This window comes from Rhizobium sp. LCM 4573, assembly GCF_001854865.1.
Classification (GTDB): domain Bacteria; phylum Pseudomonadota; class Alphaproteobacteria; order Rhizobiales; family Rhizobiaceae; genus Neorhizobium.
Window position 1 is genome coordinate 1 of record NZ_MDDW01000006.1, and the last position, 24,584, is coordinate 24,584.

Sequence of the window (24,584 nt, forward strand, 5' to 3'; positions counted from 1 at the left end):
CGAAGCCTTCGTCAAAACCCTGAAGCGGGACTATGTCCGCATCTCAACCCTTCCGGACGCGGAAACTGCGCTCCGGCAGATCGATGGATGGATCGAGGACTATAATGAAATCCATCCCCATTCCGCTCTGAAAWTGGCTTCCCCTCGCCAGTTCATCAGGGCTATCTCAACCTAAGCCGACTGTCCGGTGAAACGGGGAGCACTCCAGGTGGGAAACTCACTCGGGGTGCAGTGTACGTCCGCTCCGCTTATCGCCACGATCCCGAATTTGTTTCGAAATCACTTTCCCGACAGGGGCCTGTTCTTGAGAGCCTAAAACTAAATAAGTTGATCGAGACAGATGCCACTGTAGCAATCAACTATGGCCGGCTTGCCTCCCAAGCCATGGAGGACCTTTTCGCTAACGAAGCTGCTTCGACCACGATAGGTACCTACCGAGAGAAGGTCCTCGGAGAGATCCGCGAACCGTTGAAAAGGCTATTTCCTGATCTGGTTTTCGTCGGTGTCGGCAATCCCTTGAACCAGGGTACTTTCCAGTTTGATAAGGGCGAAACCAAGAATTTCGATTACCGAAACCTTTCCGGTGGCGAGAAGGCGGCATTCGACTTAATTCTGGACTTTGTGGTGAAGCGTAAGAGCTATGCGGATGCGATCTATTGCATAGATGAGCCAGAGACGCACATGAACACTAGGGTACAAGGCGCATTATTGGAGGAGTTACTTGATCTTCTACCAGTAAAGTCGCAACTTTGGATCGCGTCGCATTCGATTGGTATGATGCGGAAGGCGAGGGAACTTTATGACGCTGACCCAAGTTCCGTTGTATTCCTTGATTTCGGCGGGCATGACTTCGACAACGAGACAACTATTATACCCACGAAGCCATCGCGCGCATTTTGGGAAAGCGTGTTACATGTTGCCTTGGATGACCTCGCCACGCTCGTTGCACCGCGTGAGGTTGTAATCTGCGAAGGCAATCCCCTTGGCGCTGTCCCAGGCAAGAATGTCGAGCACGACGCACGTATTTACTCGACGATTTTTGCAGAGGAACTGCCGGACGTGACGTTCATTTCGGCAGGTAGTTCAAGTCAGGTATCTGGCGATTTCCTCGCTCTAGCCACCACGTTGCCGAAAGTAGCGGTTGGCATGAAGGTGACACGGCTCATCGATCTTGATGACCACGCGCCGAATGATGTGGCAGCATACAAACAGAAAGGCGTGGCCGTCCTTGGTCGTCGTCACTTGGAAGCCTACCTTTTCGACGACGAGGTATTAACGGCGCTATGCAATTCATCGGGTAAGCCGGAAGAGGTTTCCGCAGTGCTTACGGCTAAGCAACAGGCCATCGCCGACAGCGTGGCGCGCGGCAATCCTCCGGACGATATTAAGTCCGTTGCTGGAAGTATCTACACAGAGACGAAGCGCATTCTAGGGCTTACGCAAATTGGAAACGATAGGCACGCCTTTGCGAGAAATACGCTTGCTCCTCTAGTGAAACCAGGCATGGCCGTCCATGCCCAACTCAAATACGATATCTTTCAATCTATAAAAGAACCACAGGCTGTTCCTCACGTCAGAGTGTCGTAGGTCTGCCATATTCTGTCGAATTGTTAGGCAACTGTGAAGACAACCTGGTGCCTCTGGTGCATTGTCAAAGGCGGCTACCAGGCTGAGCACGACATGGAGCGTAGCRCTCTGCGATCCGCGCCAAGTGCAGTACCCTTGCCGATTCCGGGAATTTCTGCCTTTCTTTGCGAGGGGATCACCCGGAGAGAGCGTCATGACCGAGCCCGGTCCGGAGGAGAGGATCGATGCGACATTCCGCAACGRCTCGCTGACGGCTGCCGGCATCATTCTCGGCTTTTCCCTGAGCTTCATCAGCCGCTGGGTCTCCAATCCGAACGACTGGAGCCGGATCGATATCGTGCCGATGCTGCTGCTGACGGTGGGGATCGCCCTGCAGGTCAAGGTCTTTGCCGATCTTCTGGCCCGCGACTCGCTGATCGCCGCCAAATACGACCGCGCGAGGCGGCTGTTCCTGATTGGGATCGGGTTCGTCGCCGCCGGGATCGGAGTGGCATTGCTCAACGACATACTGGGCCTGGGATCGATGCCCATGCTGGGTTGAGCTGCCCGGCAGCCGATAGCTTATGGATCGCCTGTTGGTCCGATCATCACCTCCGATCCGGCCAGCCGGGCAGCAAAGTGATGCCGAACTTCGGGGAGGCATTCTTTAGGCGGTCGATCTCCTCGGGCGTCGGCGGCCCGGCCGTTTCATCTTGCTTCAATTCGCGGCCGGCTTCCGCCAGGAATTTGTCGAAGAGGGCGGGCGTAGCGATCAGGATATAGCGTGCCGGCCGGCCGGTGGTATTCATCAAGCGATGCGGCACTCCGCGCTTGAGGAAAATGCTCTGGCCGGCGGTCAGCCGGCGCGTTTCTCCATCGATCACCGCGGTCAGTTCGCCTTCGATGATGTAGACGGTCTCATCGTCTCTGGCATGGACATGGATCGGCGTACTCGTGTTTCCGCCACTCGTATTTTCGAGAAGGCAGAACTGGCCGTCCGTCTGCTCGCCGGACAGCAGGAGCTTCATGGTGACGCCTGCCAGGACGAACTCTTTCGGTTCCATGCTGCTCATGGAGATTACTCCTGTTCGAGTAATCTCAATTCCGCAGGGCTTTCACCCGTTCCCCGGCCTCATGTCAGAATATCGTAGATCCGCCAGATCCAATAGAATTGATAGACGAGCGCGAAGACGACGAAGGCAGCGTGAAAGCGCCTGCTGGCGGTATAGGCGGCGATCAGGCTGAGGACGATGTAGAGTGCGGTGCGCAGCGGATATTCCCAGCCGAGCGAGGTGAAATAGTCCCGGCCTTTCAGGGCGGTATCCAGGGTGTCGGTTGCCAGGAGGCCGGCGAACAACCCGAAGAACCATTTTCGACGCGAGAAGAAATAGTGCTCGTAGCCGTCGTAGTCCTGCATCGAGGTGGGGAAGAGCAGGGCGCAGAGGAAGAAGAAGAGCGAGCAGAACAGGATCAGGAACAGGAAGGCCCCGAAGCCGATGATCGCCGCTTCGTGCAGCCGGTATTCCCACCACCAGAAATGCACCAGGAACAGCATCATGAAGGCGACCCAGCCGAGATGGGTGAGGTAGAGCCGCGCTTCCTTCGGGTGCTGCACGATGCCGGCAAGGCCGTTCAATAGCCGCGCGATGCTGAGGCTGACCACCATGCCCATGACGATGCGGATATGCGGGAATGTTTCCGCGGCCGGGATCGGGTCCATGGCTATTCCTCCGGCGGCACGGGCACCGGCCGGCCGTCTTCGTCGAGCGCCACCATGACGAAGGTGGCGGCGGTCACCTTCTCGAGAATGCGGTAGCGGGCGCGATGTGCCCAGGCCTCGACCTGAAGGGTGATCGACGAGCGGCCGACACGGGTGATTTCGGTATAGACGTTCAGCGTATCGCCGATCTTCACCGGAAGCTGGAAGGCCATTTCCTTGACGGCGGCGGTCACCACGCGGCCGCGGGCGCGCTCGGCGGCGCGGATGCCGCTTGCAAGGTCCATCTGAGCCATGACCCAGCCGCCGAAGATATCGCCCGCGGCATTGGCGTCGGCGGGCATTGCGAGCGTGCGCAAGGTGAGTTCGCCGGTGGGCTTGGTCTCGGTCATCCTGTACTCCTGCAAATGAGAGCCGGCGATTCCGGCTTGAAGAGACTAGCCCGCGTCGATCGTTTTGATCCAGAGCGTTGTGGGGGATGCACAGTAACGGGGAGGGCGCACGTCGCAGCGGCCCGCAGTTTGCCGCGGGTCTATGATTGGCGATCCGGCAGGGCCTGCATCGTCTGAAGATCGATCGGCATCGAGATATGCTCGTGGGTGATCGTCCACCGGCCATTCGTCTTGCGGAGACCGGAGGTCACGTGCACCCAGTAATCGGACGTCTCTCCGGTCGTCCTCGTGCTTCGGACATGACACAGGCTGTGGCAGAACCGGACTTTGCCGCTTGCGGCGATCCGCAGATCGTGCAGGTCATAATCGATCGGCCCCGCGACCGAGGCGAACCACGTCTCGAAATTCTTCCGATAGGCCTGCGCGCCTTTGACTTGCGCTGGCGGGCGGATGTCGAACGTGACGGTATCCGGCGCGTAGTGCGCCATCAGCGCATCGATATCCCTGGCGCGCAGCGCCTGCGCGAAGCCGTCCATGAACGCGCGGATCTGGCTGTCTTCCCCGGCTGGAGCTGTGGTGCCTGGCATGACGTTCTCCTCCCATGAGTGGAGCCGAGGATTGGCTTTGCGCCGAGAACGCACCGTCTCCGGAACCGTTCCGCGCTACCGGCTTGACCCCTTATCGCGGGCGGAGCGCCTTTCACGACCTGGTAAGGTTCCTCCATTAGAATTTAAGGTGATTTGCAAGGGAGGGGGATTTCCATGCAGCGCCTTACCATTTCTTGGCGGCTATGCTGCCTTGTACTGCTTTCGCTCGCCATTCTGTGCGGGGCGATGGCCTTCAGCCTGTTCCAGAGCTACCGCTCCTCCGAAGTGGAGCGAAAGGCGGGGCTGGCGCAGATGAACGATGCCGCGCTGACGGTGCTTGCCAAATACCACAAGCTTGAAACCTCGGGCGCCATGAGCCGGGAGGATGCCCAGGCCGCCGCCAAGGACATCATCGCCACCATGCGTTACGGCAACGGCACGGGCTATTTCTGGATCAACGACATGGCCCCGACGATGGTCATGCACCCGATCAAGCCGGAGATGAACGGCGGCGATCTTTCCGACGACAAGGACCCGAACGGCAAATTCCTGTTCGTGGAGTTCGTCAATGTCGTCAAAGCCCAGGGCAAGGGCTTCGTCGATTACTACTGGCCGAAGCCGGGCGCCGAGGAGCCGGTGGAGAAATTCTCGCATGTCGCCGGTTTCGAGCCCTGGGGCTGGATCGTCGGCACCGGCGTCTACGTGGACGACCTGCACGCCATGTTTTGGCGCGACGCCACACGCTTCGCCTCGATCTGCGGCATCGGAATGCTGGTCCTGCTTGCCGGCGCCTATGTGGTGGTCCGCAGCGTCACCGGCCCGATCGGCCAGGTGAAGGGCGTGCTGCAGGCGATCGCCGGCGGTGAGGCGGGCGTGACGGTTCCCTGCACCGACCAGAGAAACGAGATCGGCGAAATGGCGCGGGCGCTGGTGGTGCTGCGCGACAGCGTCGAGGAACGCGCGAGCCTGCAGGCCCGCGAGAGCGAGCAGCAGCGGGCGATCGCCGCCGAACGCGCCAGCAACGAGCGGACGCTGACGGCGGCCGGCGAGCGGCAGACGCGGGCCATGAACGAGCTGGGCCGCGCGCTCGAAAGCCTTGCGGGCGGGGATCTTTCCGTCTCGCTCGGCGATATCGGGCCGGAATACGAGAAGCTGCGGGAAGACTTCAATACGGCCGTCGGCGCGCTGCACGACGCGATCGCCGCCATCGCCGAGACCGGGCATGTGGTGCGCGAAAGTGCGGCCGACATCAGCGAGGCGACGGGCAATCTTTCCCGCCGGACCGAGCAGCAGGCCGCCGCGCTCGAGGAAACGGCGGCGGCGCTCGACGAGATCACCGCGACGGTTCGGACCGCCTCCGAAAGGGCGCATGAGGCGCGCGGCATGGTGGGCAATACCAAGGAGAGCGCCGGCCGTTCGGGCGCGATCGTCCGCGACGCGATCGAGGCCATGGGGCGGATCGAGGATTCCTCCAACCGCATCGGCCAGATCATCTCGGTGATCGACGAGATCGCCTTCCAGACCAACCTTCTGGCGCTGAATGCAGGCGTGGAGGCGGCACGCGCCGGCGAGGCCGGACGTGGCTTCGCCGTGGTGGCACAGGAGGTGCGCGAGCTTGCCCAGCGCTCGGCCAATGCCGCCAAGGAGATCAAGGCGCTGATCGGCAATTCCGCCCGCGAGGTGAATGGCGGCGTGACGCTCGTGCGTTCCACGGGCGAGGCGCTGGTCGAGATCGCCGAACTGGTGGAGCGGGTGAACGCGCATGTGGAAACGATCGCCACCGCCGCGCGCGAGCAGGCGACCGGGCTGCAGGAGATCAATACATCCGTCAACCAGATGGACCAGATGACCCAGCAGAACGCGGCGATGGTGGAGGAAACCACGGCGGCGAGCCAGACGCTCGCCGAACAGAGCCTTTACTTGCAAAGCCTGCTGTCAGCCTTCAAGCTCGGCGGTGCCCGAGGCGCCGCCACCCGTGAGGCAGGCCCGCGCGTCCGCGCCGCCTGATCCATCCCCGCCGATTTCCACGGCCCGCCGGAGGCAGACCCCGGCGGGCCGCTTGTTTCGGGAAAGTGGCGCGGAAATGGCATCAGCGTCATGAAAAAGTCTTGTTTTCTCAAGTCTTCCTTTACCCGCTATGGCTAACGTTCCGTTCAGATGTCCGAATACGGAACAAGAGTGGCAACTGGTATGGCGTATGCTTCCCCTGTCCGGCGGGCGATTGCCTTGCTGATGATCTCGACGATGCTGGTTGCCTGTTCCGCGGAGGGGTTGGTGCCGCCGGCGCCGATCGATGGCGCGACCCGCGTGGGCGCGATCACGCCGCGAGGAACGCCGCCGCGCGAGCCGATATCCCACCAGGCCTATCATGTGCCGCCGGCACCCGTTTCGCAGACAAGCGGCGCCATCGATTATCTCGACACCCCGAGCCCGGCCGGCGGCTATCCCACGCCGCCCTCCGGCGTTCAATCAGCTCCGCTCCAGCAGCCCGTCGCGCCGCCGACGGCTGCGGCCGGACGTCTGCCGAAGATCGACAGCGACGAGGCGATGGCGCAAGCCTCGGCGGCGGGGAGCGGGCCGATGAGCATCCCGGACGAGGGCGTCAACATGGACGCCCAGTTCGGCTTTGAAGAGAATGCGGCCGACAGCGAGGTGGTGGGCCTCGCCGAGGAACAGGATGGCATGATCGCCGAAGGCAATAGCGATCAGCTGGTTGTGGGCGGCATCGGCACCGACAATCCGGTGGCCGTGGGGCAAGGTCGGTCGCAGCCCGTCGCATCCGCACAGCCGATATCGGACGATATCGTGGTGGTGCCGCCGAAGCGGCAGGGGGCGGGCCTGCAGAGTGCTTCTACCGGTCAGCCCATGGTCTGGGGCGACCAGTCGCCGGTCGTCCCGCCGAGCCGCGCGCCGGCCGAGCCGCAGCAGGAAGTCGCGATGCTGATGCCGGAAAACCCGACGGTCGAGCCCGAGCGCCCGAGGGTGCGCGAGGTCATGCCGGCTTCCGAGGTGAGCTGCCGCGCCGAGCTCAGGCGCATCGGCGTCGAGTTCCGGGATATTCCGAGGATTTCGAACGGACCGAGCTGCGGCATCGACTTCCCGGTTCTGGTAAGCGGTTTTTCGGGCGGCATCGACCTGAAGCCCGCCACCAAGCTCAACTGCCAGACGACGCTCGCCTTCGCCAAATGGGTGAAGCACGAGCTCGCTCCATCCTCGCGCTACCGTTATCTCTCGGGCGTGAAAACGATCGAATCCATGGGCGGCTATTCCTGCCGGCGCATGAACAACAGCCGCCAGAGATACAATCCGATGTCGGAACATGCGCGCGGAAACGCGATCGATGTCGGCAAGTTCGTGCTGAAGAACGGCAAGCGGATCGACGTGCGCAAGAAGGGCTTCTTCGCCTTCCGCGAAAAGGGGCTGCTGAAGGCGGTGCGCAACGACAGCTGCAAGTATTTCAATACGGTGCTCGGACCGGGCAGCAATGCAGAGCACTGGAACCACTTCCATTTCGACCTGCGCTCGCGCAAGGCGGGACGCCGATACTGCGACTGAGGAACGGCGATGGCGACGGCGGCGAAATTGCGGGAGCTGGCGTTATCGCTCGAAGGGACCACCGAGACGCCGCATTTCGACCGCGCCGCTTTCCGCGTCGCGCGCAATTACGTCACGCTCGCCCCCGACGGATTGACGGCGAATTTCAAGTTCACCCCGGACGAGCAGGAACTGAAATGCCTGACTGCGCCGGAGGCTTTCTCGCCCGTGCCGAATGCCTGGGGCCGGCAAGGCTGGACTACTGCCGTCCTTGCCGAGCTGGAAGACGACGAGCTTGCGGCCGCTCTTGAAACGGCCTGGCGTCACGCGCTGCCGAAGCAGAAGCGTCGAAAAGGTGCCGTATAAAAAAGAAAGCCGGCACGAGGGGCCGGCAAGGAGCGGAAGCGGGAACGCGCGGGGAGGTCATTGCTTCCGAAGACATGAGCTCAGCACTTATGGTCAATATGCGCCTGGCAAGCGGAAATGGGAAAACGCCAACAACTTGGTCATTACGGTCGCGCATGTGAGGGGTGCGTGCGGCGTGGGAGCACGACCGTTGCTTGCCACGCGGGAACAATGCTGTAAGAACGTCACGGAAAAATGACAGCGGCGGTTGAAAACCGGGCCGTCCTCTCGCAGCCATATCCCGCCGGAGTGATTCATGCCGCCGATGACCGAAGTGATCATGTTCGTGCTGGCGCTGGCGGCCGCGGGCGTGGTGGCGGGCCTGCTCGCCGGGCTTTTCGGGATCGGCGGCGGCGCGATCCTCGTTCCCGTCTTCTATCATGTCTTCGGGCTTCTGGGCGTACCGGAAGAGGTGCGTATGCATCTGGCTCTAGGCACTTCGCTCGCCATCATCGTGCCCACCTCGATACGCTCCTTCATGGCGCACCGGCAGAAGGGCGCGGTGGATACCGAACTCCTGAAGGGCTGGGTAATTGCCGTGCCGCTCGGCACACTGATTGCCGCGGCTATCGCGGCGGAGGCCTCAAGCGTGGCGCTGCGGCTGATCTTCGCGGTGATCGCGCTTGCTCTTGCTTTCCGGATGATCTTCAACCGCTCCACCTGGCACCTCGGCAGCGATCTGCCGGGAAATCCGGTGAAATTCCTCGTCGGCACGGGGATCGGTATTCTTTCCGGGCTGATGGGCATAGGCGGCGGGGTGCTCAACAACACCTTCATGACGCTCTACGGCCGCTCGATCCATCAGGCGGTCGCGACCTCCTCGGGCGTCGGCGTGCTGATCTCGCTGCCGGGACTGGCGGGCTACGTCTGGGCCGGCTGGGGCGTTGCGGGCCTGCCGCCGTTCTCGACCGGCTACATCAACTGGCTGGCCGTGCTGCTGCTGATCCCGATCACGCTCTATGTGGCGCCATACGGGGCGCGGCTGGCGCATGCCATGACGAAGCGCCAGCTCGAAATGGGCTTCGGCCTTTTCCTCATCTTCGTCTCGGCGCAGTTCTTTCTGACGACCGTTTTCTGACCGGATTGGTCACTAAAAGCGAACGCAATATTCTTCTCTTGGGGATGGTTTCGCAATTCGCCGTGCCTATATTGGCCGCGAATTCCGCAAATCGATTCCACAAAGAACCGTTCTCATGGCAGCCATCGTTTCCGTCCAGAATCTCGCCAAGACCTATGGCAACGGCTTTCAGGCACTCAGGGGCGTGAGCCTCGATATCCGCGAGGGCGAGATCCTGGCGCTGCTCGGGCCGAACGGCGCCGGCAAGACGACCCTGATCTCCATTATCTGCGGCCTGGTGAACCCCACTTCGGGGAAGGTGCTGGTCGGTGGATACGACGTGGTGCGCGACTTCCGCAAGACGCGTTCGCTGATCGGCCTCGTGCCGCAGGAGCTGACGACCGACCAGTTCGAAACGGTCTGGAACACGGTGAGCTTTTCGCGCGGCGTGTACGGCCAAAAGCCGAACCCGGAACTCATCGAGAGCATTCTCAAGGAACTTTCGCTGTGGAACAAGCGCGACAACATGCTGCGCGAGCTTTCCGGCGGCATGAAGCGGCGCGTGCTGATTGCCAAGGCGCTGTCGCACGAGCCGAAGATACTCTTCCTGGACGAGCCGACCGCCGGCGTGGACGTGACGCTACGGCGCGAGATGTGGCAGGTGGTGGAGAAGCTCCGGGCAACCGGCGTCACCATTATCCTGACGACGCATTATATCGAAGAGGCGGAGGAAATCGCCGACCGGGTGGGCGTCATCAACGGCGGCGAACTGCTTCTGGTGGAAGACAAGAAAGCCCTGATGCGCAAGCTCGGGCGCAAGCAGCTTCGCCTCGAGCTCTCCGAACCGCTGCCGGCGCTGCCCGACAGCCTCATGCCCTATAACCTTGCGCTTTCGGAGGACGGCAGCGCGCTGATCCACGAATATCAGGAGGAGGAAGGCGAGGTCAGCATTGYCTCCCTGCTGTCGATGCTCTCGGCGGAAAACATCCATTTCCGCGATCTCTCGACCCGGCAGAGCTCGCTCGAGGATATCTTCGTCTCGCTGGTGGGAGAAAAGGCATGAATTTCGAGGCGATCAAATCGATCTATCTCTTCGAGATGGCCCGCATGCGCCGCACGCTCCTGCAGAGTGTTGTGTCGCCGGTCATCACTACATCGCTCTATTTCATTGTATTCGGAACGGCGATCGGCTCGCGAATTCAAGCGATTGAGGGCGTTTCCTACGGTTCTTTCATAACGCCGGGGCTGATCATGCTGACATTGCTGACGCAGTGCGTCGGCAACGGCTCGATCGGCATCTATTTCCCGAAATTCACCGGCACGATCTATGAGATTCTCTCCGCGCCGGTCGCCATGACCGAAATCCTGATAGGTTACGTGGGGGCGGCGGCCACCAAGGGACTGATCATCGGGCTCATCATTCTCGCGACCGCCTCCTTCTTTGTCGACATCTCGATCGCCCATCCGTTCATGATGGCGCTTTTCCTGGTGCTGACGGCGATCACTTTCAGCCTGTTCGGCTTCATCATCGGCATATGGGCGAAGAATTTCGAGCAGCTCAACATCGTGCCGATGCTGGTGGTGCCGCCGCTGACCTTCCTCGGCGGCAGCTTCTATTCGATCGACATGCTGCCGCCCTTCTGGCAGGCGGTGAGCCATTTCAATCCGGTTCTCTATCTCGTCAGCGGCTTCCGCTGGAGCTTCTACGAGATCGCCGACGTCAACCCGCTGGTCAGCCTCGGCATGATCGGGCTCTTCCTGCTGATCTGCCTTTCGGTGCTCGGCTGGATCTTCCGGACCGGATACAGGCTGAGGAGTTAGCCCTGAAACGCTCTAATCGCGCAATCTCAGCTCGTCCGTCTGCATCTGCAGCGAACCGAGCGTCGCGAGGAACGTCATGCCGAGCAGGCTCTGGTCGAGCCGGCCGTCTTCCGCCACCATGGCGCGGACGTTGCGGCGGACGATGGGGCCTATAGCGATTTCGTCGATGCTGACGGGGGCGGCGCTCGCCCTTCCGTTCGCGGTCATCACGGTCAAGGTGTAGCGCAGTTCGGCCGGATCGAGGCCGATGCGGGCGGCGTCCTCGTAGGTGAGCACCACCGCGCTTGCGCCGGTATCGACCAGCATGGGAAGCGTTTCTCCATCCACGGCAACATTCGCCTGGAAGTGCCCGCCCATCGTCTTGTGGATGATGACCTCGTTGCCGCCCTCGCTTGTGACGACCACGGCGCTGCCGGGCACGAGGCCGGCATACATGCGCGCTGCGAAGCCGCGGGCGTCGTCGCGATAGAGATAGGCGGCGACGAGCGCCAGGATGATCAGGAGCCAGATGGCGATATAGCGGAGAGACTGGCTCAAACCACCGCGACGGCCGGCAAGGATGCCCGCCCCCAGCAGGCCGGCGATCGGCAGCAGATAAATGAAACGTCCGAACTCGTCGTTGGAAAGGCCGAGCGTCTGGCCGCTGTCATGATTGAAGACCAGGAAGGCCAGCCCGATTCCGAGTACGAGAAGAACGAAGGTCAGACCGTTCATACGCTGTCGCGCTCCTTTGCCGGCCCCTGAGCCAGCCGCCGACGGCGCGTTTCGCGGCGCGGCCGCCGTTCCACGGTTTCGAGCCGTGCCGGAAGCAGCGCCATGAGGGTTCGCCGCTCCTCATCCGTGTAATCGATCCAGCTTGCGATCTCGTCGCGCGTGCGACCACAGCCGAAGCAGTAGCCGGTCTTGTCATCGATGGAGCAGACGAGGATGCAGGGCGAAATCATGTTGAAATATATCGTGGTTTCATGCCGCAAGAGCAAGGGCCGCAAGCGTCGCTATCTCGGTGATCTGTTGCGTGGCTCCGATCGTATCGCCGGTATGGCCGCCGAGCTTGTGCGCGACGAAACGGGTGAAGCCGAAACCGGCAAGGCCGGCGACGACGAGCGTGAACAGGGTTTCGAAAAAACCGAAAGCCGGCAGCAGCAGGATTATGGCGGCAGCAGCGCCGATGGCGAGCGCGACATTGCGGATGGACTCTTCCGGCATTCCGGCGGAAGCCGCAACGCCTGCGGCTCGGGCAGAGGGCAGGGCGCTCCAATGGCCGACCATGATGGCGCGGCTGAGCGCAGCTGCGGCAAGCAGCGCCAAGGCGCCGGCGCATGCTTCCTCGCTGCGGACGATCGAGGCGAGGGCCGACGCGCGCAATCCGAAGGAGAGGATGAGCGCCACGACGCCGTAGCTGCCGGTTCGGCTGTCCTTCATGATCGTCAGGACGTGTTCCGCATCGCGTCCGCCGCCGAGCCCGTCTGCCGCATCAGCAAGTCCATCCTCGTGCAGCGCGCCGGTCATCAGCGTTATCAGGGCAAGCGCGATCAGCGCGGCGAGCAGGGGATCGGCATCGGAGCGCAGCAGCAGGTAGAGGACGATTGCCGGACCCAACGCCAGCAGGAGGCCGGCCGCGGGAAAGGCGCGCACGGCGCGCGCCATGGAGCCGTCATGGCCCCGGAAAAAGCGGTCCGGCACGGGCAGGCGGCTGAGGAAGCCGACCGAACGGGCGAGGTCGTCGATGAAATCCGTCGCGTTTGGCAGTTGTCCCTCCGTCGTTGCCCGACTATGAAAGCCGCAAGAAATCCTGATTTGCCGGGAAACACAAGTTGCCCGGCCGAGCGAAGAAAGACAATTGAATGAGCGTGAGCGGCCTGCCTTTCGACGATTTCCGCAACCTGATCCAGAATCTGCCGGGGCCGGACAGCCGGGCTCTGGTCGCGGCACGCGAGCGCGACGCCCAACTTACCAAGCCGCCGGGTTCGCTCGGGCGACTGGAGGAGATCGCCTACTGGCTCGCCGCCTGGAGCGGCAGGTCGCCCGCCGTCACCCGGCCGCTGGTGGCGATCTTTGCCGGCAACCATGGCGTGACGAAGCACAACATCACGCCCTATCCCTCCTCGGTAACGCAGCAGATGGTGGAGAATTTCGCGGCCGGTGGTGCTGCCATCAACCAGATCTGCGTGACCCATGATCTTGGCTTGAAGATCTTCGACCTGGCGCTGGATTATCCGACCGGCGACATCACCAGCGAAGCGGCGCTTTCCGAGCGCGATTGCGCCGCGACCATGGCCTTCGGCATGGAGGCGATCGCCGGCGGGACCGATCTTCTGTGCATCGGCGAAATGGGGATCGGCAATACGACGGTCGCGGCGGCGATCAATCTGGCGCTTTACGGCGGCGAGGCGGAGGACTGGGTGGGGCCGGGGACCGGCTCGCACGGCGAGCTTTTGGAGCGCAAGATCGCGGCTGTGAAAGCAGCGGTGGAATTCCACAAGGACCATCTTTCCGACCCGCTGGAGGTGCTGCGGCGGCTCGGCGGCCGCGAGATCGCGGCGATCGCCGGCGCGATCCTCGCCGCGCGCATGGAGAAGATCCCCGTGCTGCTCGACGGCTATGTGGTGACGGCCGCCGCCTCGATCCTGAAGGCCGCCAACCCAGCCGCCATCGACCACTGCCTGATCGGCCATGTCTCCGGGGAGCCGGGCCATTTGCGCGCGATCGAGAAACTCGGCAAGACGCCGCTTCTGGCTCTCGGCATGAAACTCGGCGAGGGTACGGGGGCGGCGCTTGCGGCCGGCATAGTCAAGGCCGCCGCCGCCTGCCATTCGGGCATGGCGACATTCGAGCAGGCAGGCGTCAGCAACAAAGGGTAGTACAGGGGGCTCAAGCAAAGCTCTTGCGGCGGCGTTCGACCGGAGGCGCGTCGCTGACGGCGGGGAGTGTCTGGAGCACTCGCGTCGCAGGCAGGATGGCGATGGCTTCGGTGCCTTCCCTGAGCTTTGACCGCAGGACGAAGTGGCCGTCATGCTTGGCCAGAATTGCCTGAACGATCGGCAGGCCGAGGCCGGTGCCCTGTTCCGCGCTCTTGATGGCGATCGAGCCCTGGCCGAAGGCCGAAAGCACGACCGGGATTTCCTCCTCCGGGATGCCGGGGCCGTTATCCCTGATCGAGACGTATTGCCCTCCGCCGGCGGTCCAGCCGACCTTGACGGTGATCTCGCCGCCCTGGGACGTGAATTTCACCGCGTTTGACAGGAGATTGAGAAGGACTTGCCGCATGGCCTTCTCATCCACCCAGACCTGCGGAAGCTGCGGTTCGAACTGCTCGTGGATGGTGATGTCCTTGCCGCGTGCGCGAAGCTGGACCATGCCGATGCAGTCCTCGGCTATTTCGAGAAGCGACAGTGCTTCCTCGCTGAGATCGTAGCGCCCGGCCTCGATGCGCGAGAGGTCGAGTATCTCGTTGATGAGATTGAGGAGGTGCTGGCCGGAGCGATGGATGTCGCCCGCATATTCCTTGTAGGTGGGGTTGGCGAGCGGCCCCAGAACCTCCGAATTCATGACTTCGGAAAAGCCGAGAATGGCGTTGAGCGGCGTGCGCAGCTCGTGCGACATGGAGGCGAGGAAGCGCGACTTGGCGAGGTTGGCCTCCTCGGCGCGCCGGCGGGCTTCGTCGGACATCGACTTGGCGACTTCCAGCTCGGCGATGAGATTGTCCTTTTCCGACTGGTAGGACATCAGCGTCAGGCTGTTCCGGTAAAGGCGATCGGCGATGTAGTGGAAGAAGACGCCCGCCGTCGCACAGATCGCGGTCATGCCGATATCGAGCGGATTGCGGGAAAACGCCGCCTGCACGATAAGTGCCGCAATCACCGGCAGAAAGCCGAAAAGGACGCCCTGGCGCAGCATGAAGCCGCCCATGGCCATGATGGAGATGGCGACGAGCAGCACCGCGCCCTTGTAGAAGTAGAATCCGTCTCCGCCGCAGGCGCTGCAATCCCTGAGCGCGAACGCCGCCCAGCCGCAGCCAATCACCACCTGCGCCAGCAGGAACCGCATCCGCCATTTGGGCGTGTCGTTTGCGCCAAGCTCCTTGCGGCTTGCCCGCCGCGCGAGCAGCACGTGGAGCGCGTGGAGGCAGAGAACGAGCAAGGCCCATCCGATGAGGTCCGTGCCGGGGCTTATGTAGATGCCGATACCTGTGACGAGCGCGACCAAGAGCGGCATGATGAGCGCACCCTGGAGAATGGCCCTGACATGCATCGCCAGCATGTCGCGATCGAAGGCCTGGTTGCCGTTGGCGCTCGACTGGAGGCGTTCGCGGGTCGCGCGGACGGCTTTCGAGACGGCCTTGTTGCGGTGGCCGCGCGATCGGTCAACGATGATCTTGTCGGTCGAGGTACTGACGCCGCTACTCATTGCCACAGGAAGTTGAGTTCCGGATGGTGGGAGATTAGCGGTGAAATCTTAAGAAGATACTGCTAGGCAAGGATTTGTTTGCCATTTTTCTGAAGCTTCTGTTTCCATATGAGGCAGGATCGTGACGCGAATTTTCCGGACCCTTCGTGACGGCCTCCTGTTTATCTGCTTCGTCGTTCTGGCTCTGCTGATCGTCGCCAAGCTCGACCGGAACACCGATCCTCCGATACCCGGACCTTATCGGGCGCTCGACGGCGACACGCTTTCCGCCGGCGTCGAGAAGCTGCGGCTGGAGGGGCTCGACGCACCGGAATTCGACCAGGTTTGCGGATCGCCCAAGGGCTCCTGGAATTGCGGCAGGGAGGCGAGACAGGCGCTCGCCCGCCTCATTTCCGCCGCTTCCGCCGAGTGTTACGGTTTTGCGCGCGATCACTATCAGCGCATCCTGGTGCGTTGTCAGGCGGGCGATACCGACATCAATGCCAGGCTCGTCCGCATGGGAATGGCGGTCGCTTCGGGCAGCGATTATATCGACGAGGAGGAGGCCGCTCAGCGCGAGGAAAAGGGGCTCTGGGCAGGCGAATTCGACCGCCCGCGCCAATGGCGCCGGATGCGCGGCATGATGGAGGGACCGGATGACGGAGACGCTTTCCGGAATTTGTGGGCGAAACTACGAGGCTGGCTCGGCGGAATGTTCGCAGAATGACCGATAACCTGCAGGAAGCGGACAGGCAGATCGCGCTGCTGCGCGGAGAGATCGCGGCCTGCCGCATCTGTCGCGACGAGCCTCCGCGGGGTCCGGCGGATCGTCTGCCGCACGAGCCGCGTCCCGTCGCCGTTCTTTCGACGGCTGCGCGCGTGCTGATCGCGGGGCAGGCGCCGGGCCTCAAGGTGCATGAGAGCGGGCTGCCCTTCAACGACGCCTCCGGCAATCGCCTGCGCGCGTGGATGGGTGTGACGCGCGAGGAATTCTACGATCCGGATCTCTTCGCCATCGTACCGATGGGCTTCTGCTTTCCCGGCTATGACGACAAGGGCTCCGACCTGCCGCCCCGCAAGGAATGCGCGCCGCTGTGGCGGGCGCGGGCGCTGGCCGCCATGCCGCAGGTCGAACTCGTGCTGGCGATCGGCCAGCATGCGCAGGCGTGGCACCTAGGGTCGCGCCGCAAGAAAGGAATGACCGAGACCGTTCGGAACTGGCGCGAATACTTCTTCGCCAATCAGGAACCGCGCGTGCTCCCGCTGCCGCATCCGAGCTGGCGCAATACCGGCTGGTTGAAGCGCAATCCCTGGTTCAAGGAAGAGGTGCTGCCTTTACTGCAGCAGCATGTGGAAAGTCTCGTTCGGGGAAACAATTTTCGGTTAACCTCCGCCAAATAGGCTATATAGAGGAAAATCATTTCGAGGGAACTTTGAATGGACCGTCTTGACCGTAAGATCCTGCGCATTCTGCAGGAGGATTCCACGCTTGCCGTCGCCGACCTTGCGAAGAAGGTGGGGCTTTCGACCACGCCTTGCTGGCGGCGCATCCAGAAGATGGAGGAGGACGGCGTGATCCGCCGCCGCGTGGCGCTGCTCGATCCCGTCAAGGTGAACACCAAGGTCACGGTCTTCGTGTCGATCCGCACCGCCAGCCACTCGATCGAATGGCTGAAACGCTTCTCCGAAGTGGTGGTGGATTTCCCGGAAGTGGTGGAGTTCTACCGCATGAGCGGCGACGTGGATTATCTTCTGCGCGTGGTGGTGCCGGACATCGCGGCCTATGACGCCTTCTACAAGCGGCTGATCGCCAGGATCGAAATCCGCGACGTGTCCTCCGTCTTCGCCATGGAGCAGATCAAGTACACGACGGAACTGCCGCTCGACTACATGATGCTCGACAACCAGAAATCCGGCGAGGAATAGGCGGGCGTGGATTTCTTCTGACTATCCGCTATACTGCTTGCGAGAAGAGGTGGTCATGCGAATGCTTGAGATAATTCGGAAGAAGAAGGAAGTCATAGCGGATATCGGCCCCCATGAACGCGCGGAAGCGCGGAAACAAGGTGTCTCTTCTTATTATGTCGATCCTGAGATAGGCGATGGGCTGGTGGAAGAACGGGCCAATGGCGATAAAGTGACCCATTCGCACTGTTTCTTGGTTAAACCCGGCGTGCACGCCGCTGGGTAACCTTTTCAGGATAATTGATTATCGACCGGCTCATAGATTGAGTTGTTTCTAGTTCTTTTAATATCAAAACGACCCCGGTCGCGGTTGGTGCGCGGATTTCAAGCCCGCCTGGAGTTTTGATAAGCGCGCCGCGATTTAAGAGCGTTGCTGCAGAAGATGCGAGAAATCTCAGAGCAATTAAGCACGCGTCTTTCCTCATAGAGGGCCCCTAAAAATACACTCCGCGACTCCGATAGTCGCTGCTGAAGAGTTGTTGGGAGTTTGCCTTGCCAAGGAGGGGGTTAAATGCGGAATCTGAATTTTCCTATAGAATCACGGCTGCTGTTGACTGCAGCTTTAAATCGTCGGAGTTAAATGGGAAATTCAGGCGCTAAAGGGCGTTGCTCGCTCTATTTTTTAGCTTCAGCCGCTCCAGAATCTTCTCGCTGGAAAGTTCCCTGACGGCATCCTTGCCGATCCAGCGGACGGTCTTTTCCGTCGAGTCGGCAAGCCTTTCCGAGAGGGCAAGCGCGGGGCCATGGCAGGCGCGGTTTCGCTTGCCGATGTTGCGGAGCGCCCAGTTGACCGCCTTCTTCACGAAATTGCGCGGGTCAGTCGCGTATTCCTCTATCAGGGGCAGGAAGGACAGCAGGGCTTCGTCCGGTTTCCTGTGTCGCTGGACAGAGGCGGAGGCGATCATCGCAAAGGCGGTGCGGCGTACGAATTCGCGTGAATCCGCCGCGAATTCGGCAATGAGTTCCTGCCAGAACGGCGCCTTCACGAAGAGATCGGCGGCCGTGTCGACGATTTCCCACGAGCCGAAGTCTTCTGCGAGCGCCTTGGCCTCGCTCAGCGTCAGCGCCCCCGGTTCGGCAGTATAGAGTGCCAGCACGCGCGCCTCGCGGATGCCGGTGCGCCAGAGATCGAGCGCGCGGCGATGATCGCGCTTGATGAGGCGCGCGATCTTCTGCAATTGCGGATTGGAAATGCCGAGCGCCGTTTCGGTTGCGATGCCAAAACGCGCCATGCCGTGGACGTTCTCCTCCGAGCGCAGCGTTTCGAGATGCGCGACGATTTCCGACGTGCCGGAGGAGGGGCCGATCACTTCTTCTCCAGCCGGGCGAGCAGGGAGGACGTGTCCCAGCGGTTGCCGCCGAGCGCCTGTACGTCGCCGTAGAACTGATCGACCAGCGCCGTTACCGGCAGCTTGGCGCCATTGCTACGGGCTTCCGCGAGCACGATGCCGAGATCCTTGCGCATCCAGTCGACGGCAAAGCCGAAGTCGTATTTGCCTTCGTTCATCGTCTTGTGGCGGTTCTCCATCTGCCAGGAGCCAGCGGCACCCTTGGAGATGACCTCCACGACCTTCTCTATATCCAGGCCGGCGCGCTTGCCGAAATGGATGCCTTCGGCGAGGCCCTGCACGAGGCCGGCAATGCAGATCTGGTTGATCATCTTGGTGAGCTGGCCGGCGCCCGCGGGACCCATGAGCCCGACCATGCGGGCATAGGCGGAGATCACAGGCTTCGCCTTTTCGAAGACGGCCTCGTCGCCGCCGCACATGACGGTCAGCACGCCGTTTTCCGCGCCCGCTTGTCCGCCCGAGACCGGCGCGTCGATGAATTCCACGCCTTTCGCCTTGGCGGCCTCGTAGAGTTCCCGCGCGACTTCGGCGCTGGCGGTGGTGTTGTCGATGAGGACGGCGCCGCCCTTCATGCCGGAAAGCGCGCCATCCGGGCCAGTGGTAACGGAGCGAAGGTCGTCGTCATTGCCGACGCAGGTGAAGACGAAATCGGCGTCCCGCGCCGCCTCCGCAGGCGTGGCCGCGGTTTTGCCGCCGTATTTCTTCGCCCAGGCTTTGGCCTTGGCGGCGGTGCGGTTGTAGACGGTGACCTCGTGGCCGCCCTTTTCCTTCAAGTGCCCCGCCATCGGGAAACCCATTACGCCGAGGCCGATGAATGCCACCTTTGCCATGCTGATCCTCCGTCGTTCGTTCGATATTCGAGGATTAGAACAAACCGGCATGATCGGAAAGCGGGCCCCGGCGAGTTAGGTCCGGTTAGGTTCTTTGTCGTGTGGAAAGTGGCCTCAGAACGGCTTGACGACGGCCAGGAAAACGACGGCGACGACCGAGACGAGCACGATCGGCATGCCGGCGCGCACGAAACCGGGCGGATCGAGCTTCGGGTCGGCCTCCATGCGCCTCAGCCAGCCGCCCTGCATGCCGTGCAGTGCCGAGAGCATGACCACGATCAGGAATTTCACGCCGAACCAGCCGGACGTGTAGAAGCCATAGGTGAAGGCGAGGATGAGGCCGAAGAGCCAGGCGCCGCCGAGAGCCGCCGTGGTCACCGTGCGGTCGTAGCGGCGCAGCGCCGGGATGACGCCGGAGCGGATCGCCGGAGGCACCATGCCGATGACGAAGGTATTGACCAGCATGCCGCCGATCAGCAGGAAATTCGAAATGAGATGCAGGGACTTGATGAGGAAATACGTCATCGTCAGCTCCAGATGAGGGCTTCGGTGAAACCGAGTTCGGCGAAATCCTGCCGGCGCAGGGCCTGTTCGGCGGGATCGGCGGGGAAGAATTCGTCGAGCTGCGGCGGCTTGACCGACGTGCCGGAAAGCATGGCATGGACCTGGCCGCGATGATGAATCTGATGCTGGAAAAGATGCAGCAATATGCGATCCGCCGTCTCGACCTGAACATGGGTCTCGCGCGGAATGCGTACTTCCTGTTTCAGGCTTTCGGAATCGAGCTGGCGACAGTGATCGATGAGGCGCCGGTCGGCGGCGCGCTGCTCCCGCTCGAGATCAGCAAGCTGGTGAAACGGGATTTCCGGCTCGAAGGCGGCCGAGCCGATGCAATTGCCTTCCAGCGCGCTGATATAGAGCCAGTCGACCGTCAGGATGTGGTTGAGCGTGTGGATGATCGAGGGAAAGAAGCTCACGCGCGGAGCTTCGAGTTCGGCCGGCGACAGCCCAGCGCAGGCCTTGAGAAGCCGGTGATTGGCCCAGGCGTTATTATAGGCCTGAGCCCGGAAATAGTGCTGTGCAGTCATTCCGAATCCTCCGTTGGGGAGGAGATTTAGCCCTTCAACCGCGCGATGACCAGATGGCCGGGGCTTGGGTTGCCGTCCTGCATGCGCACGTTGATCTCGGAAATTTCGAGGATTTCGAAGCCCGTATCGGCCAGCCGGGAGCGGATATAGGCTTCCGAATGGAGAAAGCGCTGGTGAGGCCCGACGACATAGGAGCGTCCGCCGGAGGTTTCCGCGGGCAACGTTTCGGAAGAGAAGACGAAGATGCCGTCCGGCACCATGTTTTCCGCCGCGCCGAAGAAGAGTGGTTCCAGCGCGCCGAGATAGGGCAGTACGTCCGTCGCGGTGACGAGGTCGAAGGGCTCGTCGTCGTTGTCCTCAAGGAAATCCTCGACTTCCGCCACGTAGAGCGTCTCGTAGAGATCTTTCTCGTGCGCGATCTCGACCATGTTTTCGGAAATGTCGATGCCGGTGATGTCCTCCGCCATATCGCGCAGCGTGCCGCCGGTGAGCCCGGTGCCGCAGCCGAGATCGAGCATGCGCTTGAAGGGGCCGAGCTTCAGTTCCTGCAGGCGCTGGCGCACCATGACGGGCACCGCATAACCGAGCTGGTCGACGAGGATGTCCTCGAAGCTTTCCGCATGCTGGTCGAAAAGGGTCTCGACATAGGCATCCGGCGCCTTGGGCGGGGTCTCGCCGCGGCCGAGGGCGGCAATGCGGACCGCCGCGCCGCCGTGATCTTCCGGATCGATCGCCAGCACCTCCTCATAGGCCTTCACGGCGGCATCGATATCGCCCGCCTTCTCCAGCGCCAATGCGCGGTTATAGGCCTCGGCCAGCGCTTCCTCGTCGATCTTGCTCATGGGGCATGTCTCCAGTGTTCGCCGGGCTTTAAGCCGATAGCCGGCATTTGTCCATGATCGGGAACGCCGCGAGCCTCCAATCGTTGAAGGAACATAAGGGCAGGGGCTTCGCATGCGATCCGGAGAACGGCCATGGCGGGCGATGAAAAGCCCAGTGCTCTCGAGCAGAATGTCGAAAGGCGCGCGCCTTCGCTGCCCATCACCTCGGCCGAAAAGGCCACTATGATTATCCATTACTATCGCGGGGAAATGGGCCGGATGACGAGCTGGCGCGACCGTATCGACCGCACTTCCAATTGGGCGATCACCATGGTCGCGGCGCTGCTTTCGGTTTCGCTTTCGACGCCGACATCGCACCACGGCGTGATACTGTTCGGCATGCTGCTGATTTCCGTTCTGCTGCTGATCGAGGCCCGGCGCTACCGCTTCTTCGACGTCTATCGGGCGCGGGTGCGCAAGCTGGAGCGCCACTATTTCGCCCAGGCTCTCAACCCGCAGGCGGACCTGAAGCCGGATTGGGCCGCATCGATCGCCTCAAGCCTCAGAGATCCGCACTTCCTGATAAGCTATCAGGAAGCGCTCTTCCGGCGCATAAGGCGCAATTACTGCTGGATGTACCTCATCCTGCTGATGGCCTGGGCGCTGAAAATCTCGACGCCCAAGCTTTTGCCCGACGAGGCGAGGGCGGACGTGGTCTTCTCATGGACGGAGGCGGTCAACAATGCGACGCTCGGCCCCGTACCCGGCTGGGGCGTGATGATCTTCGTGGCGATCTTCTACACCGCCATACTCATCGCCTCGCTGCATCGCGGCCAGGGTGAAGGCGAGTTGGCCCACGGCGAAGTGCACGTATAGCGCCGAGGCCTCCTCAGTGGAGGATGAATTCGCCCTTCAATGCGCGCCATTCCCCGGCTGCGATGAGCCTGCGGTGGACATAGCGCACCGAATGCAGCGGTCCGTCGAGCGTCTCCTGCCAGAATTTCAGAAACCCTTTCATTTCGGGAAAATCCGGGGCGAGATCGTAATCCTGCCAGACATAGGTCTGCAGCAGGATCGGATGATCCGGCAGGTGGTAGAAGATCTGGGCGGTGGTGAGGCCGTAGCCCTTCAGCATCATTTCCATTTCAGACTTCATGGCATGTTCCCGTTTATCGTCCTGGAGAACGGCGTTTCCTCGCCGTCTCCAAAGGGAAGCATGCCATGGTTAATCTCGGCTTTACAATTGGCCGAAAGGTGCTTATTCAGGTAAAAATTTCAAATGCTTAGCAGCATTCGTAATCGAGTGCTGCCAAGGCGCGCCTTAGCGCTTCAGATGGCGCGTCAGCCGGTTTTCGAGCGCTGCCCAGACATGGCGGAGCGTTTCCACGATGGCGAGATAGAAGATCGCCGCCCAGAGATAGGCCTGGTAGTCGAAGGTACGGGAGAAGGCGTAACGCGTCTCGCCCATGAGGTCGAATACCGTGACGATGGCGACTACCGCCGACCCTTTGATCATCAGGATGATCTCGTTGCCGTAGGGGCGGAGCGCTACGATGAGCGCCTGCGGCAGGATGATCTTGCGGAAGGCGACCCATTTCGGAAGGCCGAGTGCCGCCGCCCCCTCATGCTGGCCGTGCGGCACGCTTTCGATCGCCCCGCGCAGGATTTMCGCCTGATAGGCGGCCGTGTTTAGGGTGAGGGAAAAGAGGCCGCAATACCAAGCCTCGCGGAAGAACCACCAGAGGCCGACCGCTTCGAGCTGGGGCCGGAAACTGCCGAGCCCGTAATAGACCAGGAAAAGCTGTGCCAGCAGCGGCGTGCTGCGGAAGACGTAGACATAGCCATAGGCGATGGCATTGGCGACGCGGTTCTTCGACATTCGCGCGAAAGCGATCGGCAGGGACAGGATGGCGCCGAGGATTATGGCGAGCCCCACCAGCGAGATCGTGGTCCAGAGACCGGAGAGATAGCGCGGGCCGTAACGCAGGAATTTCTGCTCATCCCAGCCGCTGATGACCATACCGATGAGCGCGATCGCGAGCAGCAGCCAGAGCGCCAGGATCGCCATGCCGGCAATTCTGGCCGCAGTCAGCGGGCGCCGCTCGACCTTCGGCGCCGGGCGGGGGGCGATGAGCTCTTTCACATAGGTCATCGGCGAGCCCCCGACTTGCGCGTCCAGCGTTCGACGAAGCCGAGGCCGACCGAGGAGAGGAGCGCCAGCACGAGGTAGAGCAGGCAGGCGAGCGTGTAGAAGAAGAAGGCCTCCTTGCTGACGCGCGCGGCAATGCCGGTCTGGCGCAGGATATCGGCAAGGCCGATGATGGAGACGTAGGATGTATCCTTGAGCAGGATCAGCCAGAGATTGGTGAGGCCGGGCAGAGCGATGCGGATGAGCTGCGGCAGGATGATGAGCCGTATGGTGCGCGCGCGGCGCAGACCCAGCGCATCGCCGGCCTCGTACTGGCCCCTAGGGATCGCGCGGAAGGCCGAAAGCAGCACCTCCGACGAATAGGAAGAGAAGACGACGGCGAGTGCTGCCATGCCGGCGAAAAAGGCGTTGATCTCGATACGCTGCTCGATGCCGAAGGAGGCGAGCACCGACTGGATGAGGATCTGCAGCCCGTAATAGACGATGAAGAGGGTGAGCAGTTCCGGCAGGCCACGGAAGATCGTCGTATAGATGCCGGCGGCGAGCCTCAGCAGCTTTTCTTCCGATTGCGCCGCAAGCGCGATCAGGAAGCCGATGATTAGCCCGACCGGCAGCGTCGCGAGCGCGAGCGTGATGGTGACCTTGACGCCGAAGGCGATTTCGTCGCCCCAGCCGGCGTCGCCGCAGGCGACGAGCGTATCGGAACCGAGCAGCGAAAAGATGCCGACAGGACCACAGAGCGGATCGAGCGCTGTTGTGAGGGCGGAAAAGAATCCGCTCATAAGCTGATTTTCCCCTGCGGCTTTATGACTGCCGCTTTAGATTCAGTATTATCGCCGCTTTAGATTCGGTCTCATTAAAAGGGAAATCGGCGGAAGGGCAAGCCTCCCGCCGACTGATGATCTGACAGGTATGTG

The 24,584-nt window shown here is 61.9% G+C and carries 31 protein-coding genes; 15 read left to right on the top strand and 16 right to left on the bottom strand.

Annotated elements, in window-relative coordinates:
• From LCM4573_RS12500 to LCM4573_RS12510, 3 genes are all read left to right on the top strand, one after another.
• Positions 1-175 (top strand): integrase core domain-containing protein (locus tag LCM4573_RS12500; RefSeq protein ID WP_157895503.1); only part of this gene is annotated, 175 nt, incomplete at its 5' end.
• Positions 176-231: 56 nt separating this feature from the next.
• Positions 232-1,587, top strand: coding sequence for an AAA family ATPase (locus LCM4573_RS12505; protein WP_244505304.1), 1,356 nt, complete (start codon positions 232-234; stop codon positions 1,585-1,587).
• 193 nt (positions 1,588-1,780) lie between these two features.
• Complete coding sequence (locus LCM4573_RS12510; protein ID WP_071006621.1) at positions 1,781-2,128, top strand: hypothetical protein; 348 nt, start codon at positions 1,781-1,783, stop codon at positions 2,126-2,128.
• A 46-nt stretch (positions 2,129-2,174) separates the two neighbouring features.
• On the opposite strand, the gene LCM4573_RS12515 is transcribed toward LCM4573_RS12510, so the two are convergent.
• The 4 genes from LCM4573_RS12515 to LCM4573_RS12530 all read right to left on the bottom strand — a co-directional run bounded on the left by LCM4573_RS12515 (position 2,175) and on the right by LCM4573_RS12530 (position 4,262).
• The gene (locus LCM4573_RS12515; RefSeq protein ID WP_071006622.1) at positions 2,175-2,639 is read right to left on the bottom strand and encodes a cupin domain-containing protein; all 465 of its coding nucleotides are present in this window, start codon (positions 2,637-2,639) and stop codon (positions 2,175-2,177) included.
• Between the two features lie 59 nt (positions 2,640-2,698).
• Entirely contained in the window at positions 2,699-3,286 is a 588-nt protein-coding gene (locus tag LCM4573_RS12520; protein WP_071006623.1) for a hypothetical protein, read from the bottom strand.
• A 2-nt stretch (positions 3,287-3,288) separates the two neighbouring features.
• Complete coding sequence (locus tag LCM4573_RS12525; RefSeq protein ID WP_046792435.1) at positions 3,289-3,675, bottom strand: acyl-CoA thioesterase; 387 nt, start codon at positions 3,673-3,675, stop codon at positions 3,289-3,291.
• Between the two features lie 140 nt (positions 3,676-3,815).
• On the bottom strand, positions 3,816-4,262 hold the full coding sequence (locus tag LCM4573_RS12530) for a nuclear transport factor 2 family protein (protein WP_071006624.1): 447 nt from the start codon (positions 4,260-4,262) through the stop codon (positions 3,816-3,818).
• Between the two features lie 174 nt (positions 4,263-4,436).
• On the opposite strand from LCM4573_RS12530, the gene LCM4573_RS12535 reads away from it, so the two are divergent.
• The 6 genes from LCM4573_RS12535 (at position 4,437) to LCM4573_RS12560 (ending at position 11,079) form a co-directional block, all read left to right on the top strand.
• On the top strand, positions 4,437-6,269 hold the full coding sequence (locus tag LCM4573_RS12535; RefSeq protein ID WP_071006625.1) for a methyl-accepting chemotaxis protein: 1,833 nt from the start codon (positions 4,437-4,439) through the stop codon (positions 6,267-6,269).
• A 183-nt stretch (positions 6,270-6,452) separates the two neighbouring features.
• Positions 6,453-7,817: an extensin family protein gene (locus LCM4573_RS12540; RefSeq protein WP_071006626.1), complete on the top strand. Its 1,365-nt coding sequence runs from the start codon at positions 6,453-6,455 to the stop codon at positions 7,815-7,817.
• Between the two features lie 9 nt (positions 7,818-7,826).
• Positions 7,827-8,162: an MmcQ/YjbR family DNA-binding protein gene (locus LCM4573_RS12545; protein ID WP_071006627.1), complete on the top strand. Its 336-nt coding sequence runs from the start codon at positions 7,827-7,829 to the stop codon at positions 8,160-8,162.
• A 295-nt stretch (positions 8,163-8,457) separates the two neighbouring features.
• Entirely contained in the window at positions 8,458-9,279 is an 822-nt protein-coding gene (locus LCM4573_RS12550; RefSeq protein ID WP_071006628.1) for a sulfite exporter TauE/SafE family protein, read from the top strand.
• A 115-nt stretch (positions 9,280-9,394) separates the two neighbouring features.
• Positions 9,395-10,321: an ABC transporter ATP-binding protein gene (locus LCM4573_RS12555; protein ID WP_071006629.1), complete on the top strand. Its 927-nt coding sequence runs from the start codon at positions 9,395-9,397 to the stop codon at positions 10,319-10,321.
• A complete protein-coding gene (locus LCM4573_RS12560; protein WP_071006630.1) occupies positions 10,318-11,079 on the top strand; it encodes an ABC transporter permease in 762 nt (253 codons plus the stop codon). Before LCM4573_RS12555 ends, LCM4573_RS12560 begins: the two co-directional genes overlap by 4 nt.
• Before the next feature lie 12 nt (positions 11,080-11,091).
• Here the strand turns inward: LCM4573_RS12560 and LCM4573_RS12565 are convergent, their stop codons facing one another.
• The 3 genes from LCM4573_RS12565 to LCM4573_RS12575 are packed head-to-tail and all read right to left on the bottom strand — an operon-like array spanning position 11,092 to position 12,828.
• Positions 11,092-11,793: a TIGR02281 family clan AA aspartic protease gene (locus tag LCM4573_RS12565; RefSeq protein WP_071006631.1), complete on the bottom strand. Its 702-nt coding sequence runs from the start codon at positions 11,791-11,793 to the stop codon at positions 11,092-11,094.
• Positions 11,790-12,023 carry a DUF1289 domain-containing protein gene (locus LCM4573_RS12570; protein ID WP_071006632.1) on the bottom strand — a complete coding sequence of 78 codons (234 nt, stop codon included), beginning with the start codon at positions 12,021-12,023 and terminating at the stop codon, positions 11,790-11,792. Before LCM4573_RS12570 ends, LCM4573_RS12565 begins: the two co-directional genes overlap by 4 nt.
• Positions 12,024-12,042: 19 nt before the next feature.
• Complete coding sequence (locus LCM4573_RS12575; protein WP_071006814.1) at positions 12,043-12,828, bottom strand: adenosylcobinamide-GDP ribazoletransferase; 786 nt, start codon at positions 12,826-12,828, stop codon at positions 12,043-12,045.
• A 95-nt stretch (positions 12,829-12,923) separates the two neighbouring features.
• Here LCM4573_RS12575 and cobT point away from each other — a divergent pair, with 95 nt between their 5' ends.
• Complete coding sequence (gene cobT, locus LCM4573_RS12580; RefSeq protein ID WP_071006633.1) at positions 12,924-13,940, top strand: nicotinate-nucleotide--dimethylbenzimidazole phosphoribosyltransferase; 1,017 nt, start codon at positions 12,924-12,926, stop codon at positions 13,938-13,940.
• Positions 13,941-13,950: 10 nt separating this feature from the next.
• Here cobT and LCM4573_RS12585 read toward each other — a convergent pair whose 3' ends face one another.
• Positions 13,951-15,486 (bottom strand): HAMP domain-containing sensor histidine kinase, encoded by a 1,536-nt coding sequence (locus LCM4573_RS12585; protein ID WP_071006634.1) that lies wholly within the window; start codon positions 15,484-15,486, stop codon positions 13,951-13,953.
• 121 nt (positions 15,487-15,607) lie between these two features.
• Here LCM4573_RS12585 and LCM4573_RS12590 point away from each other — a divergent pair, with 121 nt between their 5' ends.
• From LCM4573_RS12590 to LCM4573_RS27915, 4 genes are all read left to right on the top strand, one after another.
• On the top strand, positions 15,608-16,192 hold the full coding sequence (locus LCM4573_RS12590) for a thermonuclease family protein (protein WP_071006635.1): 585 nt from the start codon (positions 15,608-15,610) through the stop codon (positions 16,190-16,192).
• Positions 16,189-16,866: a uracil-DNA glycosylase family protein gene (locus tag LCM4573_RS12595; RefSeq protein WP_071006636.1), complete on the top strand. Its 678-nt coding sequence runs from the start codon at positions 16,189-16,191 to the stop codon at positions 16,864-16,866. Before LCM4573_RS12590 ends, LCM4573_RS12595 begins: the two co-directional genes overlap by 4 nt.
• A 36-nt stretch (positions 16,867-16,902) precedes the next feature.
• Positions 16,903-17,391, top strand: a complete 489-nt coding sequence (locus tag LCM4573_RS12600; protein ID WP_071006637.1) for an Lrp/AsnC family transcriptional regulator — start codon at positions 16,903-16,905, stop codon at positions 17,389-17,391.
• Between the two features lie 61 nt (positions 17,392-17,452).
• Entirely contained in the window at positions 17,453-17,656 is a 204-nt protein-coding gene (locus LCM4573_RS27915) for a hypothetical protein (RefSeq protein WP_131818962.1), read from the top strand.
• Between the two features lie 370 nt (positions 17,657-18,026).
• On the opposite strand, the gene LCM4573_RS12610 is transcribed toward LCM4573_RS27915, so the two are convergent.
• The 5 genes from LCM4573_RS12610 to LCM4573_RS12630 all read right to left on the bottom strand — a co-directional run bounded on the left by LCM4573_RS12610 (position 18,027) and on the right by LCM4573_RS12630 (position 21,539).
• Positions 18,027-18,740 (bottom strand): DNA alkylation repair protein, encoded by a 714-nt coding sequence (locus LCM4573_RS12610; protein ID WP_071006639.1) that lies wholly within the window; start codon positions 18,738-18,740, stop codon positions 18,027-18,029.
• Positions 18,737-19,660, bottom strand: coding sequence for an NAD(P)-dependent oxidoreductase (locus LCM4573_RS12615; protein WP_338012584.1), 924 nt, complete (start codon positions 19,658-19,660; stop codon positions 18,737-18,739). Before LCM4573_RS12615 ends, LCM4573_RS12610 begins: the two co-directional genes overlap by 4 nt.
• A gap of 63 nt (positions 19,661-19,723) precedes the next feature.
• Positions 19,724-20,134, bottom strand: a complete 411-nt coding sequence (locus LCM4573_RS12620; RefSeq protein ID WP_071006641.1) for a CopD family protein — start codon at positions 20,132-20,134, stop codon at positions 19,724-19,726.
• 2 nt (positions 20,135-20,136) lie between these two features.
• A complete protein-coding gene (locus LCM4573_RS12625; protein ID WP_071006642.1) occupies positions 20,137-20,697 on the bottom strand; it encodes a DinB family protein in 561 nt (186 codons plus the stop codon).
• Positions 20,698-20,723: 26 nt separating this feature from the next.
• Positions 20,724-21,539 (bottom strand): class I SAM-dependent methyltransferase, encoded by an 816-nt coding sequence (locus tag LCM4573_RS12630; RefSeq protein ID WP_071006643.1) that lies wholly within the window; start codon positions 21,537-21,539, stop codon positions 20,724-20,726.
• A gap of 132 nt (positions 21,540-21,671) precedes the next feature.
• Here LCM4573_RS12630 and LCM4573_RS12635 point away from each other — a divergent pair, with 132 nt between their 5' ends.
• Positions 21,672-22,394, top strand: coding sequence for a DUF2270 domain-containing protein (locus LCM4573_RS12635; protein WP_071006644.1), 723 nt, complete (start codon positions 21,672-21,674; stop codon positions 22,392-22,394).
• A gap of 13 nt (positions 22,395-22,407) precedes the next feature.
• Here LCM4573_RS12635 and LCM4573_RS12640 read toward each other — a convergent pair whose 3' ends face one another.
• The 3 genes from LCM4573_RS12640 to LCM4573_RS12650 form a co-directional block, all read right to left on the bottom strand.
• Positions 22,408-22,674, bottom strand: coding sequence for an usg protein (locus LCM4573_RS12640; protein WP_071006645.1), 267 nt, complete (start codon positions 22,672-22,674; stop codon positions 22,408-22,410).
• 165 nt (positions 22,675-22,839) lie between these two features.
• Entirely contained in the window at positions 22,840-23,670 is an 831-nt protein-coding gene (locus LCM4573_RS12645) for an ABC transporter permease (RefSeq protein ID WP_071006646.1), read from the bottom strand.
• On the bottom strand, positions 23,667-24,449 hold the full coding sequence (locus LCM4573_RS12650; protein WP_071006647.1) for an ABC transporter permease: 783 nt from the start codon (positions 24,447-24,449) through the stop codon (positions 23,667-23,669). Before LCM4573_RS12650 ends, LCM4573_RS12645 begins: the two co-directional genes overlap by 4 nt.
• Positions 24,450-24,584 lie beyond the last annotated feature (135 nt).

What these genes read in the sequence shown, in the direction of transcription:
- LCM4573_RS12635 (WP_071006644.1), top strand. Translation starts at nt 21,672, where the DNA reads ATGGCGGGCGATGAAAAGCCCAGTGCTCTCGAGCAGAATGTCGAAAGG.
- LCM4573_RS12560 (WP_071006630.1), top strand. Translation starts at nt 10,318, where the DNA reads ATGAATTTCGAGGCGATCAAATCGATCTATCTCTTCGAGATGGCCCGC.
- LCM4573_RS12550 (WP_071006628.1), top strand. Translation starts at nt 8,458, where the DNA reads ATGCCGCCGATGACCGAAGTGATCATGTTCGTGCTGGCGCTGGCGGCC.
- LCM4573_RS12520 (WP_071006623.1), bottom strand. Translation starts at nt 3,286, where the DNA reads ATGGACCCGATCCCGGCCGCGGAAACATTCCCGCATATCCGCATCGTC.
- LCM4573_RS12570 (WP_071006632.1), bottom strand. Translation starts at nt 12,023, where the DNA reads ATGATTTCGCCCTGCATCCTCGTCTGCTCCATCGATGACAAGACCGGC.
- LCM4573_RS12640 (WP_071006645.1), bottom strand. Translation starts at nt 22,674, where the DNA reads ATGAAGTCTGAAATGGAAATGATGCTGAAGGGCTACGGCCTCACCACC.
- LCM4573_RS12565 (WP_071006631.1), bottom strand. Translation starts at nt 11,793, where the DNA reads ATGAACGGTCTGACCTTCGTTCTTCTCGTACTCGGAATCGGGCTGGCC.
- LCM4573_RS12650 (WP_071006647.1), bottom strand. Translation starts at nt 24,449, where the DNA reads ATGAGCGGATTCTTTTCCGCCCTCACAACAGCGCTCGATCCGCTCTGT.
- LCM4573_RS12545 (WP_071006627.1), top strand. Translation starts at nt 7,827, where the DNA reads ATGGCGACGGCGGCGAAATTGCGGGAGCTGGCGTTATCGCTCGAAGGG.
- LCM4573_RS12525 (WP_046792435.1), bottom strand. Translation starts at nt 3,675, where the DNA reads ATGACCGAGACCAAGCCCACCGGCGAACTCACCTTGCGCACGCTCGCA.
- LCM4573_RS12515 (WP_071006622.1), bottom strand. Translation starts at nt 2,639, where the DNA reads ATGAGCAGCATGGAACCGAAAGAGTTCGTCCTGGCAGGCGTCACCATG.
- cobT (WP_071006633.1), top strand. Translation starts at nt 12,924, where the DNA reads ATGAGCGTGAGCGGCCTGCCTTTCGACGATTTCCGCAACCTGATCCAG.
- LCM4573_RS12530 (WP_071006624.1), bottom strand. Translation starts at nt 4,262, where the DNA reads ATGCCAGGCACCACAGCTCCAGCCGGGGAAGACAGCCAGATCCGCGCG.
- LCM4573_RS12630 (WP_071006643.1), bottom strand. Translation starts at nt 21,539, where the DNA reads ATGAGCAAGATCGACGAGGAAGCGCTGGCCGAGGCCTATAACCGCGCA.
- LCM4573_RS12615 (WP_338012584.1), bottom strand. Translation starts at nt 19,660, where the DNA reads ATGCCGGTTTGTTCTAATCCTCGAATATCGAACGAACGACGGAGGATC.
- LCM4573_RS12595 (WP_071006636.1), top strand. Translation starts at nt 16,189, where the DNA reads ATGACCGATAACCTGCAGGAAGCGGACAGGCAGATCGCGCTGCTGCGC.
- LCM4573_RS27915 (WP_131818962.1), top strand. Translation starts at nt 17,453, where the DNA reads ATGCTTGAGATAATTCGGAAGAAGAAGGAAGTCATAGCGGATATCGGC.
- LCM4573_RS12620 (WP_071006641.1), bottom strand. Translation starts at nt 20,134, where the DNA reads ATGACGTATTTCCTCATCAAGTCCCTGCATCTCATTTCGAATTTCCTG.
- LCM4573_RS12600 (WP_071006637.1), top strand. Translation starts at nt 16,903, where the DNA reads ATGGACCGTCTTGACCGTAAGATCCTGCGCATTCTGCAGGAGGATTCC.
- LCM4573_RS12540 (WP_071006626.1), top strand. Translation starts at nt 6,453, where the DNA reads ATGGCGTATGCTTCCCCTGTCCGGCGGGCGATTGCCTTGCTGATGATC.
- LCM4573_RS12625 (WP_071006642.1), bottom strand. Translation starts at nt 20,697, where the DNA reads ATGACTGCACAGCACTATTTCCGGGCTCAGGCCTATAATAACGCCTGG.
- LCM4573_RS12535 (WP_071006625.1), top strand. Translation starts at nt 4,437, where the DNA reads ATGCAGCGCCTTACCATTTCTTGGCGGCTATGCTGCCTTGTACTGCTT.
- LCM4573_RS12585 (WP_071006634.1), bottom strand. Translation starts at nt 15,486, where the DNA reads ATGAGTAGCGGCGTCAGTACCTCGACCGACAAGATCATCGTTGACCGA.